Source organism: Streptomyces nidicola (assembly GCF_050106155.1).
GTDB lineage: Bacteria > Actinomycetota > Actinomycetes > Streptomycetales > Streptomycetaceae > Streptomyces.
Genome location: NZ_JBNBPI010000001.1, coordinates 4,624,544 through 4,641,943 on the forward strand (window position 1 = coordinate 4,624,544; position 17,400 = coordinate 4,641,943).

The following is a 17,400-nucleotide window of genomic DNA, read 5'->3' on the forward strand; positions in this document are numbered from 1 at the left end:
CGGTCGGGCAAGCGGCACCCCCGGGGGCGGAGCCCCGTGGCCGGGACGCCGGTGCGGCACGATCAGGCGCGGGGCCCAGGGCGGAGCCCCCCGTCGCGTAGGGGTCGCCCGCCGGTACAGGCAGGCGACCCACACGCCAACCGCGTTACGCCAGCAGCGCCGGAATCGTGCCCTCGTACGCCGCACGCAGCTCGTCGAGGGAGAGCGCGAACTCACCCTGGACGTCCACCACGTCACCGTCCACGACACCGATGCGGGTGACGGGCAGCCCCCGCGCCCCGCACATGTCGTTGAAGCGGAGCTCCTCGCTGCGCGGGATCGACACGACCGCACGGCCCGCCGACTCCGAGAAGAGGAACGTGAACGCGTCAAGACCCTCGGGGACGATCAGGCGCGCGCCCTTCCCCCCGAGCAGCGCCGACTCGACCACGGCCTGGATCAGGCCACCGTCGGACAGGTCGTGCGCGGCGTCGATCATGCCGTCGCGGGAGGCCGAGATCAGGATCTCGCCGAGCAGCCGCTCGCGCTCCAGGTCCACGGCCGGCGGCAGCCCGCCGAGGTGCTCGTGCACGACCTGCGACCAGGCCGAACCGCCGAACTCCTCGCGGGTGTCGCCCAGCAGGTAGAGGAGCTGGCCCTCTTCCTGGAAGGCGACCGGCGTGCGCCGCGCCACGTCGTCGATGACACCGAGAACCGCGACGACCGGCGTCGGGTGGATCGCCGCCTCGCCCGTCTGGTTGTAGAGCGAGACGTTGCCGCCGGTCACCGGCGTACCGAGCTGCTGGCAGCCGTCCGCGAGGCCACGGATGGCCTCGGCGAACTGCCACATGACGGCCGGGTCCTCGGGCGAACCGAAGTTCAGGCAGTCGGAGACCGCGAGGGGCTTCGCACCGGTCGTCGCGACGTTCCGGTACGCCTCCGCGAGCGCGAGCTGCGCACCCGTGTACGGGTCGAGCTTCGCGAAGCGGCCGTTGCCGTCGGTCGCGATGGCGACGCCGAGCCCGGTCTCCTCGTCGATGCGGATCATGCCCGAGTCCTCGGGCTGCGCCAGAACCGTGTTGCCCTGCACGAAGTGGTCGTACTGCTGGGTGACCCACTTCTTCGACGCCTGGTTCGGCGACGAGACGACCTTGAGGACCTGGTCCTTCAGCTCGTCACCCGAAGCCGGCCGCGGCAGCTTCCCCGCGTCGTCCGCCTGCAGCGCGTCCTGCCAGTCCGGGCGGGCCAGCGGACGCTCGTAGACCGGACCGTCGTGCGCGACCGTGCGCGGGTCGACGTCGACGATCTTCTCGCCGTGCCAGAAGATCTCCAGGCGGTCGCCGTCGGTCACCTCACCGATGACGGTGGCGATGACGTCCCACTTCTCGCAGATCTCCAGGAAGCGGTCGACCTTCTCCGGCTCGACCACCGCGCACATGCGCTCCTGCGACTCCGACATCAGGATCTCCTCGGGGGAGAGCGTCGAGTCGCGCAGCGGCACGTCGTCCAGCTCGACGCGCATACCGCCGGAGCCGTTGGAGGCCAGCTCGGAGGTCGCGCAGGAGATACCCGCCGCACCGAGGTCCTGGATGCCGACGACGAGCTTCTCGGCGAAGGCCTCCAGGGTGCACTCGATGAGCAGCTTCTCCTGGAACGGGTCACCGACCTGGACCGCCGGACGCTTGCTCGGCTTGGCGTCGTCGAAAGTCTCACTCGCCAGGATCGAGGCGCCACCGATGCCGTCGCCGCCCGTGCGGGCGCCGTACATGATGACCTTGTTGCCCGCGCCGGACGCCTTCGCGAGGTGGATGTCCTCGTGCCGCATGACGCCGATGGCCCCGGCGTTGACCAGCGGGTTGCCCTGGTAGCAGGCGTCGAAGACCAGCTCGCCGCCGATGTTCGGCAGGCCCAGGCAGTTGCCGTAGCCGCCGATGCCGGCGACGACGCCGGGCAGCACACGCTTCGTGTCGGGGTGGTCGGCGGCGCCCATGCGCAGCGGGTCGACCACGGCGACCGGGCGGGCACCCATCGCGATGATGTCGCGGACGATGCCGCCGACGCCGGTGGCCGCGCCCTGGTAGGGCTCGACGTACGACGGGTGGTTGTGCGACTCGACCTTGAAGGTGACGGCGTAGCCGTTGCCCACGTCGACGACGCCGGCGTTCTCGCCGATGCCGACGAGCAGTGCGTCGGTCTCCGGAGCCTTCTCGCCGAACTGGCGCAGGTGCACCTTGGAGGACTTGTACGAGCAGTGCTCGGACCACATGACCGAGTACATGGCGAGCTCGGCGCCGGTGGGACGGCGGCCGAGGATCTCCACGACCCGCTCGTACTCGTCCTTCTTCAGGCCGAGTTCGGCCCAGGGCAGCTCGACGTCGGGAGTCTTCGCGGCGTTGTCTGTGGTGTCGAGGCTCATGAGGCGGCGACCAGCTTCTTGAGGATCGAGGTGAAGAACGGGAGGCCGTCGGTGCGGCCCGACCCGATGAGGGGCTCGACGGCGTGCTCCGGGTGCGGCATCAGACCGACGACGTTGCCCGCCTCGTTCGTGATGCCGGCGATGTCACGGAGCGAACCGTTCGGATTGTGGTCCAGATACCGGAAGGCGACGCGACCCTCCGCCTCCAACATGTCGAGCGTGCGCTCGTCGGCGACGTAGCGCCCGTCCATGTTCTTCAGCGGGATGTGGATCTCCTGGCCCGCCTCGTAGTCGGAGGTCCAGGCCGTACCGGCGTTCTCCACGCGCAGCTTCTGATCGCGGCAGATGAAGTGCAGGTGGTCGTTGCCGAGCATGGCGCCGGGGAGCAGATGGGCCTCGGTGAGGACCTGGAATCCGTTGCAGATCCCGAGGACGGGAAGGCCCGCCTTCGCCTGCTCGATCAGCGTCTCCATGACGGGCGAGAAACGCGAAATGGCGCCCGCGCGCAGGTAATCGCCGTAGGAGAAACCACCGGGCAGGACGACCGCGTCGACCTGCTTCAGGTCCTTGTCCTTGTGCCAGAGCGCGACCGGCTCCGCACCGGCAAGCCGGATCGCGCGCTGAGTGTCGCGATCATCGAGGGAACCGGGAAAGGTGACGACGCCAATACGAGCGGTCACTTTTCGGCCCCCACCGCGGGCTCTTCCACCTTGACGGTGAAGTTTTCGATCACGGTGTTGGCGAGGAAGGTTTCCGCCAGCTCATGGATACGGGCAAGAGCGGCGTCATCCACCGGCCCGTCCACTTCGAGCTCGAAACGCTTTCCCTGACGTACGTCGGAGATGCCGTCGAAACCGAGGCGCGGCAGCGCACGCTGCACCGCCTGGCCCTGGGGGTCGAGGATCTCCGGCTTGAGCATGACGTCGACTACGACGCGTGCCACTGGCACTCCCGGTGTGTGGTTGAGCTGGTCCGTTCAGCGTACCTGCCCAAATTTTCTACTCGCGTAGACAGTAGGAAGCTACGAGATGCGGATCACGTTATGGCAACGACATGAGATCCCCACGGAAAATTAAGGGAAAGACTCCGGATAACCACCGCGCGAGACACACCGAGACTTTTAACTGGTCTTCCCACTGCATTGCCGGACAGGGTAAAAAGGAATTGGCAGATACAGGCACTCGGCCTGAACTCGGGGCACCGCATTGCCCGGGCATTGCCTGACAACAGCTGGACAGTCTGCATCACCGCACGTCAAAGCGGGGTGCTGGACGAAGGGACCGATATTCGTGGCGCAGCGTGTCGTGGTCACCCTCTTTGACGACATCGACGGCGGGGAAGCGACGGAGACGGTCGCATTCGGTCTCGACGGCTCGTCGTACGAGATCGACCTCAATCGAACCAATGCGGATCAGCTCCGCGAGGCACTGGCCCCCTACCTGGAGGCCGGCCGCAAGCGTTCCGGGAAGACCGGCAAGGCGTACAAGCGCACCGACCTGAGCCCCGACCCGGCAGCCGTGCGCGCCTGGGCCCGCTCGAACCACTTCGACGTACCGCCGCGCGGCCGCATCCCGAAGCGGGTCTACGAAGCCTTCTCAGAGGCCAACTGAGCCCGCCCCAGGTCGACTGGGCCACAGAACCCGCCCCATGAAGCCCCTCGGTGACCGGACTTGCGTTGCACCCCGGGCAGTCGGCTAAAGTCTGGAGCACGCCGAGGGGCGAGGCCGAAGGGCCGGACCTCACGGAGTACATGCGGGTGTAGTTCAGTAGCAGAACATCCCCCTTCCAGGGGGAAGGCGCAGTGTGCAATTCCTGTCACCCGCTCTGCATCGCGTACCGACCACTTCGGTGGGTACGGTAGGCTGATGCAAGCAGTGCGAACGTAGCTCAGTTGGTAGAGCGCAACCTTGCCAAGGTTGAGGTCGCGAGTTCGAACCTCGTCGTTCGCTCAGAGATCGAAGGCCCCGGTCCTCTAGGACCGGGGCCTTCGGCGTTCCCGGCCGCGTTCTGACATTTGTCATGCGAGCCGATGACAGCGCGCACTGCCGCCCTCCCGCCCCGGGCGGAAGGCTGGACACATGACCAGCAACGAGCGCGTGATCGACGTCACTGATCTGCGCCGCGTGTACGGGGACAAGACCAAGGGTTCCTTCGAGGCGGTGCGCGGAGTCAGCTTCTCCGTGGGCCGCGGCGAGCTCTTCGCCCTCCTCGGCACGAACGGCGCCGGAAAGACCTCCACCGTCGAACTCATCGAAGGACTCGCGGCCCCTGCCGGTGGCCGGGTGCGGGTGCTCGGGCACGACCCGTACACCGAACGGGACCGGGTGCGGCCGCGGATCGGGGTGATGCTGCAGGACGGCGGCTTCCCCAGCGAGCTGACCGTCACCGAGACCGTACGGATGTGGGCCGGGTGCACGAGCGGGGCCCGGCCGCTCGGCGAGGCCCTGGAGGCCGTGGGGCTCGCCAAGCGGGGGAAGGTGCGCGTCAAGCAGCTGTCCGGCGGCGAGAAGCGGCGGCTCGACCTCGCGCTCGCGCTGCTCGGGCGGCCCGAGGTGCTCTTCCTCGACGAGCCGACCACCGGGCTCGACGCCGAAGGGCGCCGCGAGACCTGGGAGTTGGTGCGCCGGCTGCGCGCCGAGGGCACCACCGTGCTGCTGACCACGCACTATCTCGAAGAGGCCGAGGAGCTCGCCGACCGGCTCGCGATCCTGCACGAGGGGCGGATCGCGGCCGAGGGCCGCGTCGACGAGGTCGTCGCGTCGCAGCCCTCGCACATCTCCTTCGAACTGCCCGACGGGTACTTCGTGGGCGACCTGCCGCCCCTTGCCTCGCTCGGCGTCGAGGCGCACGAGGCCGAGGGCCGGCTGATCCGGCTGCGTACCGAGGATCTGCAGCGGGCCGCGACCGGGGTGCTCGTGTGGGCCAGGGACGCGGGCGTCGAACTGCGGCGGCTCGACGTACGCGGCGCCTCGCTGGAGGAGGCGTTCCTGCGGATCGCGCAGGACGCCAAGGGCTCCGCGGGGGAGCCGGACCGGGAGAAGTCGACGGCGCGCAAGGAGATGGCGGTATGAGTACGGGTACGGCTACGAGTACGGGTACGGGTACGGGTACGGCGGCGCCGACGACCTCCGCGGGGCGGCTCGGGGCGCTCGCGCGGGCCGAGTTCACGCTCATCGGGCGGAGCAAGGGCGTGCTGTTCACGGCGGTGTTCGTGCCGCTCGTGCTGCCCTTCAGCGTCTCCCGGACCGTGGACAAGGGCGATCTGCAGGGCGCCGGGCTGAACATCGGCACCGTCATGGTCTCCTCGGCGATCGCGTTCTCGCTGCTGTTCGCCGTGTACAGCTCGCTGGTGAGCGTGTACGCGTCGCGGCGCGAGGAGCTCGTCCTCAAGCGGCTGCGCACCGGGGAGCTGCGCGATCTGGAGATCCTCAGCGGGGCGGCGGTGCCGTCCGTCGTGATCGGGCTCGTCCAGTGCACGGCGGTGGCCGTCGTGTGCGCGTTCGCGCTGGACGCGGGGGCGCCCGACGCACCTCAACTGGTCCTGCTCGGCGTGCTGTTGGGCATTCCGCTGTGTGTCGCGCTGGCCGCCCTCACCACGGTCTTCAGCCGCAGCGTGGAGAGCGCGCAGGTCGCCGCGATGCCGATGCTGCTCGTGTCGATGATCGGCTCGGGCGGCGTCGTGCCGCTGGAGGTCCTTCCGGACAAGATGGCGGCCGTGTGCGAGCTGCTGCCGCTGACGTCGGCGCTCACGCTGGTACGGGGCGGCTGGAGCGGGACCCTGTCCGGCGGGGAGTCGCTGAAGGCGATCGTCATCGCGGTGGCCTGGATTCTGGTCGCGGTGTTTGCTGTGCAGAAGCGGTTCCGGTGGGAGCCGCGGCGCTGAGAGGGGCGGACGTGCGGGTGCGAGGGAGCTGGCAGGAGCGCAGCAAGATCGAACGGGTGGAGCTGCAGAGCCGGATCACGCTGCGTTTCATCCACTGGTTCCTGCTTCTCGGCTGGTCGGCGACCCCGCTGCTCTTCGCCTTCCGGCACGACCCCGTCGCCTACGCGCTGGGGCTCGCCCTCCTCCTGGTGGGCGTGCTGCAGTGCCTGGTGGCGCCCCGGCACGTCGGAGCCGCCCTCGACCAGTACCTGGGGCGGGGCACCGTGCCGCGCCGCGAGCAGATCGCGGCTGCCGTGCTCGTGGGACTCGGCCTGGCCCTCGTCACCGCGCTCTTCGCGGTGGACGCCCTGGGCGAGGTGAAGGACGGTTCGGCGGTGCTGCTGCTCCCGATGCTGTTCGTGCCGGTGCCGTTCGGGTTCGCGTACACGCTGACGGTGCCGCCGCGGACGGCGCTGCGGCGGTGGGTCGCCGCGAGCGTGGTGATGGGCGGGGTGTTCGCGCTGGCCGGGGCGACGACGGGCCAGGCCGTCGGCGCCGCCGCACTGCTGGCCGTGGCCGGCCCCTTCAGCATGATGACCGCACGGTGCAGCGGCTGGAACCTCTCCGTCATGTTGGAGTCCGAACGCTCCCGCGAGGTCGAGGCCCGGCTCGCCGTCGCCGAGGAGCGGCTGCGGTTCGGGCGTGACCTGCACGACGTCATGGGCCGCAATCTGTCCGTCGTCGCGCTCAAGAGCGAGCTCGCGGTGCAGCTCGCGCGGCGCGGGAAGACCGAGGAGGCCGTGGAGCAGATGATCGAGGTGCAGCGCATCGCGCAGGAGTCGCAGAAGGAGGTGCGTGATGTCGTACGCGGCTATCGCCAGGCCGACCTCGCGGTCGAACTCGCCGGTGCGCAGGGCGTGTTGAACGCCGCGGGGATCACCTGCACGGTGACGGGCTCGGCGGCCGGTCTGCCCTCCGACGTCCAGGCGGCGCTCGCCTGGGTGGTGCGGGAGACCACCACGAACGTACTGCGGCACGGCGACGCGAAGGCCTGCCGGGTGGAGTTGGCGACCGGGGACGAGGGTGTGGTGCTGACGGTGGAGAACGACGGGGCGGGCGACGCCGCCGTGACCGGACGCGGATCCGGACTCGCGGGGCTGCGGGAGCGGCTCGCCGCGGTGGACGGGACGTTGGAGTCCGGAGCGGTCCGCAAGGGAGTGTTCCGCGTGAAGGTGTCCGTACCGGTGGCCAAGCCCGTGGGCGATGCGGCGCCGCGGGAGCAGGAGGCCGCCCGATGAGCCTGCGCGTACTGCTCGCCGACGACGAGCACCTGATCCGGGGCGCACTCGCCGCGTTGCTCGCGCTGGAGGACGATCTCGTCGTCGTCGCCGAGGCCGCCACCGGCCCCGAGGCGCTCGCCATGGCGCGGGCGCACCGGCCGGACGTCGCCGTACTCGACCTTCAGATGCCCGGCGCCGACGGTGTGAGTGTGGCCACATCGATCCGGAACGAACTGCCCGGCTGCCGCACCATGATCGTGACCAGTCACGGGCGTCCGGGGCACCTGAAGCGGGCCCTCGCCGCGGGTGTGCGCGGCTTCGTACCGAAGACGGTGAGCGCGCAGCGGCTCGCCGAGATCATCCGCGCCGTGCACGCCGGAAACCGCTATGTGGACCCGGAGTTGGCGGCCGACGCGATCTCCGCGGGGGACACGCCGCTGACCGCGCGCGAGGCCGAGGTCCTGGAACTCGCGGCCGACGGCGCGCCCGTATCGGAGATCGCGGAGCGGGCCGCGCTGTCCCAGGGGACGGTCCGGAACTATCTCTCGTCGGCCGTCTCGAAGCTCGGCGTGGAGAACCGTCACGCGGCGGTGCGTCTCGCGCGCGAGCGAGGTTGGGTATAGTTGGCGTCGCGCCACGGCGCAGCAGCACCGCGAAAGCGGCGCTTGCGAACGTAGCTCAGTTGGTAGAGCGCAACCTTGCCAAGGTTGAGGTCGCGAGTTCGAACCTCGTCGTTCGCTCCATCGAAGAAAGACCCCGGTCCTAGGACCGGGGTCTTTCTCTTTGTCATGCGGTTACGCGTCCCAGGGCGTGCCCGTCAGCAGCTCGTACGCCTCGATGTACTTGGCGCGGGTCGCGGTCACGACCTCGTCCGGGAGCGCAGGCGGCGGCTGCTCGCTCTTGCGGTCCCAGCCGGAGGCCGGCGAGGTCAGCCAGTCCCGCACGAACTGCTTGTCGTAGCTCGGCTGCGCACGGCCCGGCTGCCACTGGTCGGCCGGCCAGAAGCGCGAGGAGTCCGGGGTCAGCACCTCGTCGGCGAGGATCATCGCGCCGTCCTTGTCGAAGCCGAACTCGAACTTCGTGTCCGCCAGGATGATGCCGCGCTCGCGCGCGATGTCCCGGGCGCGGCTGTAGACGGCGAGCGTGGACTGACGCAGCTGGGCGGCCGTCTCGGCGCCGATCCGGCGGGCCACCTCCTCGTAGCTCACGTTCTCGTCGTGCTCGCCGACCTCGGCCTTGGTGGCGGGCGTGAAGATCGGGGCGGGCAGCTCGGAGCCGTCCTCCAGGCCCTCGGGGAGGGCGAGGCCGCAGACCGTGCGCGACTCGTTGTACTCGACCAGGCCCGAGCCGGTGAGGTAGCCGCGGGCCACCGCCTCGACCGGGACCATGTCCAGGCTCTTGCAGATGAGCGTGCGGCCCGCCCAGTCGGCGGGGGCGCCCTCGGGGAGCTCCTGCGAGATGACGTGGTTCGGGATCAGGTCCTGGAGCTGGTCGAACCACCACAGGGACAGCTGCGTGAGGACCTTGCCCTTGTCCGGGATCGGCGAGGGCAGCACCCAGTCGTAGGCCGAGATGCGGTCGGTGGCGACCATGACGAGGTCGCCCGCCTCGTTCCGGTACAGGTCCCGCACCTTGCCGGTGTGGAGATGCACCAGGCCCGGCACCTGTACTGGCTCGGGCTTTTCGACGAATCCGGACATGGTTCCTCCCCGTGGGTCTGTACGAGTACCCCGATTCTCCCGTACGTGGGGGCGGGTTTTGGCCATGGGGTGAGCCGGCGCGCTGTGGGCTCGGTCTCGTCAGTCGCGTTTGCAGATGCGGTCGAGGAGATTCGCCGTCGCCCGCTGGATCCGGGGGTCGACGTGGCCGGGGCGGTCCAGGGCCGGGGACCAGGCGAACGTCCCGGACGCGAAGACCAGCGCTCCGGACGGGGCCCGGTACAGGGACGTCTCCTGGTGCCTGCGGGCCTTGTCGCTGTCGCGGTACGGGGAGTGCGCGAGCAGGATGCGGTCCTGGTGCTCGGGCAACGATGTCCGAGGGAAGTAGCGGTCGGCCTCACCGGCGACCAGGTCCGCTATCTCGTCCCCCTCGTGCGCCCCCGTCGCCTCCCACAGCCAGTGGTCCGCGTTCCGCACGATCAGGGGGTGCGGGTCGGGGACCCGGCCCGCGTACTGGATGCCCATGAGCTGCTGCTCCGGCTTGTCGATCTCCCGCCACAGCGTCGGCTTTCCGGGGCCCCTGCGCTTGCGGCAGGTGAGCAGCCGGTCGGGTACGCCGGACGCGGACGGCCCCAACTCCACCTGCCAGTACATGGTGTTGGCGGAGAGGAAGACGAGCGATGTCCCGTTCTCCCGGGCCAGCTCGGTCGTGCGGCGCATGTTCGCCGACCAGTACTCGTCGTGCCCGGGGAAGACCAGGCCCCGGTAGCGGGTCGGGTCGATGCGGCCCGCGTGCAGATCGCGGGCGTCGGCGTACGCCAGGTCGTAGCCGTAGCGCTCAGCCCAGCGGATGAAGTCGTAGGCGTGCCCCACGTGCAGGGGGAGACCCGCGCCCGCGTACGGGCGGTCGAAGGAGACCGTGATCGCGGCCTCGCTCTCGCCGAGCAGCCGGCCGTCGTCGTCCCACGCGTGGTACAGGCTCGCGCCCGTCCGCCCGTCCTCCGGGTAGAGGTTGTACGCCTGCCAGGTGATGTCCGGGAGCAGGAGCAGCAGGTCGGCGGGCTCGGCGTCGCGGACCGTGAAGGGGATGTGCGAGCGATACCCGTCGAGCGTCGTGAGGACGGCGACGTACGCGCCGACATTCCAGTACGAGGGGATGTGCAGCCGCCAGGAGAGCCACCAGTGGTGGCAGGAGACCGTGCGGTCCGCGGTCAGCGGGGGCGGCTGGACGATGCCGGACAGACGCGGGCTCGTGGTGATCTTGCGGGCGCCGTCGCCGCCGTAGTGGCCGATGCGGTAGACGTCCACGGTGAACTCCTGGGGCGGGTCCACCGTGATGTGGAAGTCGATCGCCTCGCCGGGGGCCGCCGCGCCGGTCGAGGTGAAGCCCTTGATCTGGCGGTGCACGTCGTCGGCGGTGCGGGGGCCGCTGGTGCGGGGGGCCGGGATGTCGCGGGTGCCGGGCTGCGACACATGGTCGACGTACCAGGGAACGACATGTCCGGTGTCGTCGAAATAATGCTCACTTCCGCGCAGCCAGGGGAGCGGTCCCTGTCCGAACGGGTCCGTGACCGCGTGCGCCAGCGCGCCCGATTCCCAGCGGGGCGTGTGCGGGCGGGGCGGGGGCACGTCGTTGCTCGCCAGGTCGCTGCTCGCCAGGTCCTTCGGGTGCCCCTCCCTGTCCGGCCCCATGCCCGCTCCCCTCCCTCGCTCCCCCGAGCCCTCACCCGCGGCGTCATGTCCGCGACCGGTCCCAGCACATCACATTACGCACGCACTCCGTCACCGTTCGTCGCGAATTGACGAGAGTGGAACGATTCCCTCCGGATTTCCGGGAGTTGGGGCGGCGCCGGGGCGACGGATCACACGAGGCGCACCGGCTTCTCGGCGCGGATGCCCCGGCGGGTCAGCCAGTCCTTGAGCGGCTCCACGTCACCGTCCTCCACGAGGCTCAGCACGCGCGGCGTCAGATCGGCCGTCCGCTCCCCGTCGACCAGCAGCGACGGGCCGTCCAGCCAGTCCAGGCCCGGCGCCGCGCCCGCCGTGTCCACGGCGGCGCAGCAGACCATCGCGGTGACGTGGTCGGCCAGCAACTCCCGCCCGCTGCGCGGCGGTTGCAGCGGGAACAGCGGCAACGCCCCTTCGTCCCACAGCGCCCCGTCCGGACTCCCCTGCCCGGCCGGAGGCCCGGAGGCCGTGGGCCGCGCACTCTCCTCCCGGGCGACCTCGGCGGCGAGGCCGGCAGAAAGCGCCCCATACGGACTCTCATCCACGTCACCCTCATCGGACCCCTCGGCCACTTCAGGCCCGCCGGCCATTTCGAGCCCCTGCGGCGATTGAGCAGCGGGGTCCGGGGCAGAGCCCCGTGGCGTGGGCGCGGAGGGCCGATCCGAAACGGGGCCCCCAGGCGCAGCCAGGTGATCCAACACCCGGGCCAACGTCGGCCCCTCCGCACCCCCGGAGGGAACCCGTACGCCCAAACTGTCCAGCACCCGATGCAGCCGAGCCGCGTCCATCCGCCACTTCCGGTCCACGACCTCGTCCGGATACTCCTGCCAGTCCACCGGCGCCCAGTCCGGCCCACGCTCGGCGGGCCCTCCGTGGAACAGACGCGCGGCGAGCAGCGACGCCGCCTCGTCGACGGTCCCGGGCTCCTCGAGCAGATCGCACGCCGGGCGCTCGCCGAGCCGGGACGCGAAGCTGCCGTCCTGCGCCGCGAGGCGATCGCGCCGGGACAGCTCGGTCAGCGCCGCGACCACCCCCGCGTCCAGCCGAGCGGGCCAGCGGCCCATCCGCCAGGCCGGCAGCGCGACCCGCGTGAGCAGCCGGTCCCAGCCCGCGTACGCGAGCCCGACCTGCTCCTGGGCGACGATCCGCAGCCCGTAGTCCACCGCCTGGGCGCGCTCGGCCGCGGCCGCGGCGACGCCGCGCTCCATCTCGGCGGCGTGCACCCGGCAGCCGGTCAGCAGCAGCCGGGCGACCCGGCCGACCCCGCCGAGCACGGCACGGGCCACCGGCCCGCGGCCGTCGGCGGAGGAGACCGCCACCGCCGCGTCCAGGCCGCGGATGAAGCGCCGGGCCGCCGCTATGTCGGGGTGCGCCGAAGGGCCCGTACCGGCGACGACCGGGGCCAGGACCGCGCGCAGCTCGCCCACCCGCATCCACCACAGGAAGGGGGAGCCGATGACGAGGACGGGCGCGGCGGGAGCCTTGGGGTCACCGGCCCCGTCCGCACCGCTCCGACCGGGAGCGGGGCTCTGGCCGCGGCGCGTGGGCGGGCCGTGGGCCGGATGCGTACGGTCCTCGAGCCAGCTGTCGCAGTCCGGGGTGAGCGCTATCGCCGACGGCGCCGGAACGTCGAGCCGGTCGGCCAGGTCGCGCACCAGCCGGTACAGGTCGGGGGCGGTGTTCTCGGCGATCGGAACCGTCGGACTGACGGCCGGGCGGGCGCGCGCCACGACGAGGGCGACGGCGGCGGCCGCGATCAGGACGACGAGGGCGATCGCGCTCACGACGACGCGCGCGACGTCCCAGCCACCGCCCGTCAGATGGCCGGTGGTGCCTCCCGCGAGCAGCACCACGGAGGCGGCTGCGGGAAGCAACGCGACGGCCGTCGCCCTGCTGCGGATGCGCAGCACGGCGAGGGCTCGGGAGCGCGCACTCTGCGCACCCATCTCCACACCCGTACCGGACACGACCGATGTCACCCCCTGCTGCCCTTGCCTATTGCCCAACCAGGGGCCGAGGCCCGCGGCAGAACTCTGGTGGCGTTGCTCACTCCCCCACAATGGCACCCGCCACTGACATCGCAATGCCGGTGGTCCGTCTGGTTCTGCGCGGCTCGCACGGGTGCCGTAACTCCGTGCGCCGCACCCTAGTTGGGGGTTCCGGCCTCGTCAGCCGGTTGGGCCAGCGGTCACTCGATGGAATGGCTTTGGGCAGAGGTGGGTGACATCGGGAGCCGGGCAGGCGAGGGTGTGGCCTGCCCGGCGGCGGGTCCGTGCCAGTGGCCGGCGCCGGCCTTCGGAGCCGGTGTCACCGACCGCTACCGGCCACCGGCCCCGGCGTCACTGGCCGGTAGCGGCCTTCGCGGCGATGTCCGTGCGGTGCTGCGAGCCGTCGAGGCCGATGCGGTCCACGGCGGCGTACGCGCGCTCGCGGGCCTGCGTCAGATCGCCGCCGACCGCGGTGACGGACAGCACGCGGCCGCCCGCGCTGACGACCGCGCCGCTCTCGCCGTCGCGCTTGGTGCCGGCGTGCAGCACGTACGCGTTCGGGGCGTCCTGCGCGGCCACCTCGTCGAGCCCGGTGATCGGGTCGCCGGTGCGCGGGGTGCCCGGGTAGTTGTGCGAGGCGACGACGACGGTGACGGCCGCGTCCTCGCTCCAGCGCAGCGGCTCGAGGTCGGCCAGCGTGCCGTTCGCCGACGCCAGCAGGACACCGGCGAGCGGGGTCCTGAGGCGGGCCAGCACGACCTGCGTCTCGGGGTCGCCGAAGCGGGCGTTGAACTCGATGACGCGGACGCCGCGGCTGGTGATCGCGAGACCGGCGTAGAGCAGGCCCGAGAACGGGGTGCCGCGCCGCGCCATCTCGTCGACCGTCGGCTGCAGCACCGTGTCGAGGACTTCCCTGACCAGCTTCGGGTCGGCCCACGGGAGCGGCGAATAGGCGCCCATGCCACCGGTGTTGGGGCCCTCGTCGTTGTCGAGCGCGCGCTTGAAGTCCTGGGCGGGCTGCAGCGGGACGACGGTGGTGCCGTCGGTGATCGCGAAGAGGGAGACCTCGGGGCCGTCGAGGAACTCCTCGATGACGACACGCTCGCAGGCCTTCGCGTGGGCGCGGGCCTCCTCGATGTCCTCGGTCACGACGACGCCCTTGCCGGCGGCGAGACCGTCGTCCTTCACGACGTACGGGGCGCCGAACGCGTCGAGCGCCTCGTCGATCTCCGCCGCGTTGGTGCACACGTACGAGCGGGCGGTGGGCACGCCCGCGCCGGCCATGACGTCCTTGGCGAACGCCTTGGAGCCCTCCAGCTGGGCGGCCTCGCCGGACGGGCCGAAGACGGGGATGCCGGCGGCGCGGACCGCGTCGGCGACCCCGGCGACCAGGGGCGCCTCGGGCCCGACGACAACGAGGTCGGCCTCCAGCTCCTGGGCGAGGGCGGTGACCGCCGCGCCGTCGAGGGCGTCGACCGCGTGCAGCTCGGCGACCTCGGCGATGCCTGCGTTGCCGGGAGCACAGTGCAGGGCGGTGACGTCGGGGTCGAGGGACATTGAGCGGCACAGGGCGTGTTCGCGGGCGCCGCTGCCGATGACGAGGACCTTCACGCCGGTCAGCCTATCCGCCCGACCGGGGTGGTCTTGTACGGGCCACCCAAGGCGGGAGGAGCGGGGGTTTGTGGATTCCTCCAGGCCTCCCGCGTTCCGCCAGGGGGCACGGGCCCCGCGCTACTCGTTCGTGAACTCCTCGACCACCGTCGCGCCCAGTTCGCGGACGATCAGGTCGTGGCCCGACAGGGATTTCTCGTCGAGGTCCGGGTCGTCGTCCTCCGGGATGTCGTCCTCCACCGAAACCGAGCGTCTGGGGGGCTCGGAGGGCGCGGGGGCCGGGGCGGGCTCCGAGCTGGGCGGAGCCGGCTGGGCTGCGGACGACTGGGACCGGTCCGGGGCCGGCGCGGGGGCAGGCGCCGGTGCCGGGGCGGGCGCGGGAGCGTAGCCACCTCCGCCGTATCCGCCGCCGGGGCCGGGCGGCGGGGGTGCGCCGCCTCCGCCCGAGGTGTCGACGACGGCGTCGATCTTCCAGTTCGCCCCGAACTGCTCGGACAGCGCCGCCTTCAGTACGTCCTCGCTGCCGCTGCTCACGAAGTTGTCACGGGCTCCCGCGTTCACGAAGCCGAGCTGGAGTGTGGTGCCGTCGAAGCCCGTGACCTGCGCGTTCTGACTGAGCAGGATCCAGGTGAAGCGGCGCTTGTTCTTGACCGCCTCCAGGATGTTCGGCCAGAGCGTCCGGGGGTCCGGGCCGCCGGCCGGGGCCGCCGCCATGGGCGCGGGGGACGGCTGCTGCGGGGTGGGGGGCGGCGCGGGGGCCGGGGCCGCCGCCTGCGGTGCGGCCGGGGCGGGCGGCTGGCCGGAACCGGCGGCCGCGGCAGTGGGCCATCCGCCGGGCCTGCGACCGGCACCGCCACCGCCGCCTGCCGGGGCAGCCGTGGGCCAGGAGCCGGGGGTGGCGGCCGGAGCGGGCTGGGCCTCCGCGGGCGGGGCGGGGTTCGGCGCGGGGGCCGGGGCCTGGGGCGGAGCCGGGGCAGCGGGGGCCTGAGCCTGCGGAGCCACCGGCGCCGCCTGAGCCGGGGCCTGGGCCGCGCCGGGGCCGCCTCCCGGGGCGCCGCCTCCGCGCACCGCGGCCCGAGCCGCCGCGGGCCCGCCACCCGGCTCGACAACGGGCGCGGGCGCCTGCGCGGGGGGAGCGGCATGGGCGTCGGGCCCGGGAACGTACGCCATGGAAGGCGCGGGGCCCTGCCCGCCCGGCGTGAAGACTCCGCCGCGCTCGATGCGGTCGAGGCGGGCCATGACCGAACGTTCGTCGTTGTACGCGGCGGGCAGCAGCACGCGCGCGCAGATCAGCTCGAGCTGGAGCCGCGGAGCGTTGGCGCCGCGCAGCTCGGTCAGGCCCTCGTTGACGAGGTCGGCGGCGCGGCTGAGCTCGGCGGCGCCGAACGTGCTCGCCTGCGCCTGCATCCGCTCCACGACATCGGCCGGGGCGTCGATGAGGCCCTTGTCGGCGGCGTCCGGCACGGCGGCCAGGATCACCAGGTCCCGCAGCCGCTCCAACAGGTCGGCCACGAAGCGCCGCGGGTCGTTGCCACCCTCGATGACCCGGTCCACGACCTCGAAGGCGGCGGCACCGTCCCCGGTGGCGAACGCCTCGACTACGGAGTCGAGCAGCGAACCGTCCGTGTACCCGAGCAGACCGGTCGCCATGGCATACGTCACACCGTCGTCACCCGCGCCGGCGAGCAGCTGGTCCATGACGGACATGGAGTCACGCACGGATCCCGCGCCGGCCCGGACGACGAGCGGCAGCACGCCCTCCTCGACCGCCATGGCCTCCTTGCCGCACACCTCGCCCAGGTAGTCGCGCAGCGTCCCCGGCGGCACGAGCCGGAAGGGGTAGTGGTGCGTCCTGGACCGGATCGTCCCGATGACCTTCTCGGGCTCGGTGGTCGCGAAGATGAACTTGAGGTGCTCCGGCGGCTCCTCGACCACCTTCAGCAGCGCGTTGAACCCCGCCGACGTGACCATGTGGGCCTCGTCGATGATGTAGATCTTGTAGCGGCTGGAGGCGGGCCCGAAGAAGGCCTTCTCGCGCAGATCACGGGCGTCGTCCACACCACCGTGCGAAGCGGCGTCGATCTCGATGACGTCGATCGAACCCGGCCCGTTGCGCGCGAGGTCCTGGCACGACTGGCACTCCCCGCACGGATTCGGGGTGGGACCCTGCTCACAGTTGAGACAGCGGGCCAGGATGCGCGCGCTGGTCGTCTTGCCGCAGCCGCGCGGGCCCGAAAACAGGTACGCGTGATTGACCCGGTTGTTCCGCAGCGCCTGCTGCAGCGGGTCGGTTACATGTTCCTGCCCGATGACCTCGGCGAACGACTCCGGGCGGTAACGGCGGTAGAGCGCGAGAGACGACACGCATACGAGGCTATAGGTGCCCACTGACAACCGGACCCGCCCACGGGTATCGGGAGCGCCCCGGAAACGTAAACGCCCCCCACGCACCCGCCAGAGCCGACTTACCCTTGCTGCCTTCCGGCCCTGGGGGAGTTCAGTCAGATAGCGCCACGTGAGGGGCTGACGCCAACAGTACCCGATCCCCCACCGTGGAAAGAACCCGGAGGTCCGACCCCGGATCGGTCGACCGATCCGTCGACGACCTTGATCATCAACGTGGTCGCGAGCACCCTTCAGCGTCTTGTATTGTTTGCGGCGGAGGATTCGCCTAGTGGCCTAGGGCGCACGCTTGGAAAGCGTGTTGGGGGCAACCCCTCACGAGTTCGAATCTCGTATCCTCCGCCGGCGGAAGGCCCGGACCGAGTGATCGGTCCGGGCCTTCGTCGTATCCGGGAAGCTCTGCCGGGAGCCCGGGCCCGGGAGGCCCGACCCGGGAGGCCCGACCCGGGAGGCCCGACCTGGGGAAAACCCCACC

13 protein-coding genes, 4 tRNA genes and 1 other RNA gene are annotated in these 17,400 nt (G+C 71.5%); 9 read left to right on the forward strand and 9 right to left on the reverse strand.

The genetic code is table 11. The features are described from left to right. Positions 1 to 145: 145 nt before the first annotated feature. Genes purL through purS form a run of 3 tightly spaced genes read right to left on the reverse strand, consistent with a single transcriptional unit; the run spans position 146 to position 3,344 of the window. On the reverse strand, positions 146 to 2,395 hold the full coding sequence (purL, locus tag ACOKM3_RS21075) for a phosphoribosylformylglycinamidine synthase subunit PurL (protein ID WP_426902598.1): 2,250 nt from the start codon (positions 2,393 to 2,395) through the stop codon (positions 146 to 148). Further along, entirely contained in the window at positions 2,392 to 3,075 is a 684-nt protein-coding gene (purQ, locus tag ACOKM3_RS21080) for a phosphoribosylformylglycinamidine synthase subunit PurQ (RefSeq protein ID WP_426902600.1), read from the reverse strand. The genes purL and purQ overlap by 4 nt, the downstream gene beginning before the upstream one ends. After that, positions 3,072 to 3,344 (reverse strand): phosphoribosylformylglycinamidine synthase subunit PurS, encoded by a 273-nt coding sequence (gene purS, locus ACOKM3_RS21085; protein WP_266712288.1) that lies wholly within the window; start codon positions 3,342 to 3,344, stop codon positions 3,072 to 3,074. Before purS ends, purQ begins: the two co-directional genes overlap by 4 nt. Before the next feature lie 340 nt (positions 3,345 to 3,684). Here purS and ACOKM3_RS21090 point away from each other — a divergent pair, with 340 nt between their 5' ends. The 8 genes from ACOKM3_RS21090 (at position 3,685) to ACOKM3_RS21125 (ending at position 8,280) form a co-directional block, all read left to right on the forward strand. Then, complete coding sequence (locus ACOKM3_RS21090) at positions 3,685 to 4,005, forward strand: histone-like nucleoid-structuring protein Lsr2 (RefSeq protein ID WP_426902602.1); 321 nt, start codon at positions 3,685 to 3,687, stop codon at positions 4,003 to 4,005. A 142-nt stretch (positions 4,006 to 4,147) separates the two neighbouring features. Further along, positions 4,148 to 4,219: transfer RNA gene (locus ACOKM3_RS21095), tRNA-Gly, on the forward strand. Between the two features lie 52 nt (positions 4,220 to 4,271). Beyond that, positions 4,272 to 4,344, forward strand: a tRNA-Gly gene (locus tag ACOKM3_RS21100). A gap of 129 nt (positions 4,345 to 4,473) precedes the next feature. Next, positions 4,474 to 5,466, forward strand: a complete 993-nt coding sequence (locus ACOKM3_RS21105; protein WP_426902604.1) for an ABC transporter ATP-binding protein — start codon at positions 4,474 to 4,476, stop codon at positions 5,464 to 5,466. Then, a complete protein-coding gene (locus tag ACOKM3_RS21110; RefSeq protein ID WP_426902606.1) occupies positions 5,463 to 6,278 on the forward strand; it encodes an ABC transporter permease in 816 nt (271 codons plus the stop codon). Before ACOKM3_RS21105 ends, ACOKM3_RS21110 begins: the two co-directional genes overlap by 4 nt. An 11-nt stretch (positions 6,279 to 6,289) precedes the next feature. Continuing rightward, positions 6,290 to 7,555 carry a sensor histidine kinase gene (locus ACOKM3_RS21115; RefSeq protein ID WP_426902608.1) on the forward strand — a complete coding sequence of 422 codons (1,266 nt, stop codon included), beginning with the start codon at positions 6,290 to 6,292 and terminating at the stop codon, positions 7,553 to 7,555. Next, positions 7,552 to 8,160 (forward strand): response regulator, encoded by a 609-nt coding sequence (locus ACOKM3_RS21120; protein ID WP_426902610.1) that lies wholly within the window; start codon positions 7,552 to 7,554, stop codon positions 8,158 to 8,160. Before ACOKM3_RS21115 ends, ACOKM3_RS21120 begins: the two co-directional genes overlap by 4 nt. A 44-nt stretch (positions 8,161 to 8,204) precedes the next feature. After that, positions 8,205 to 8,280 (forward strand) — tRNA-Gly (locus ACOKM3_RS21125). A gap of 51 nt (positions 8,281 to 8,331) precedes the next feature. Here ACOKM3_RS21125 and ACOKM3_RS21130 read toward each other — a convergent pair. The 6 genes from ACOKM3_RS21130 to ffs form a co-directional block, all read right to left on the reverse strand. Further along, a complete protein-coding gene (locus tag ACOKM3_RS21130; RefSeq protein WP_426902612.1) occupies positions 8,332 to 9,237 on the reverse strand; it encodes a phosphoribosylaminoimidazolesuccinocarboxamide synthase in 906 nt (301 codons plus the stop codon). Positions 9,238 to 9,336: 99 nt separating this feature from the next. Beyond that, a complete protein-coding gene (locus ACOKM3_RS21135) occupies positions 9,337 to 10,887 on the reverse strand; it encodes a N,N-dimethylformamidase beta subunit family domain-containing protein (protein WP_426902613.1) in 1,551 nt (516 codons plus the stop codon). Between the two features lie 170 nt (positions 10,888 to 11,057). Continuing rightward, complete coding sequence (locus ACOKM3_RS21140; RefSeq protein WP_426902615.1) at positions 11,058 to 12,869, reverse strand: hypothetical protein; 1,812 nt, start codon at positions 12,867 to 12,869, stop codon at positions 11,058 to 11,060. A gap of 393 nt (positions 12,870 to 13,262) precedes the next feature. Then, on the reverse strand, positions 13,263 to 14,522 hold the full coding sequence (gene purD, locus ACOKM3_RS21145; RefSeq protein ID WP_426902617.1) for a phosphoribosylamine--glycine ligase: 1,260 nt from the start codon (positions 14,520 to 14,522) through the stop codon (positions 13,263 to 13,265). A 120-nt stretch (positions 14,523 to 14,642) separates the two neighbouring features. Beyond that, positions 14,643 to 16,886: a DNA polymerase III subunit gamma and tau gene (locus ACOKM3_RS21150; RefSeq protein WP_426902619.1), complete on the reverse strand. Its 2,244-nt coding sequence runs from the start codon at positions 16,884 to 16,886 to the stop codon at positions 14,643 to 14,645. Between the two features lie 68 nt (positions 16,887 to 16,954). Beyond that, positions 16,955 to 17,049: signal recognition particle sRNA small type (gene ffs, locus ACOKM3_RS21155), an RNA gene on the reverse strand. A gap of 133 nt (positions 17,050 to 17,182) precedes the next feature. Here ffs and ACOKM3_RS21160 point away from each other — a divergent pair. Then, positions 17,183 to 17,267 (forward strand) — tRNA-Ser (locus ACOKM3_RS21160). Positions 17,268 to 17,400: the final 133 nt, after the last annotated feature.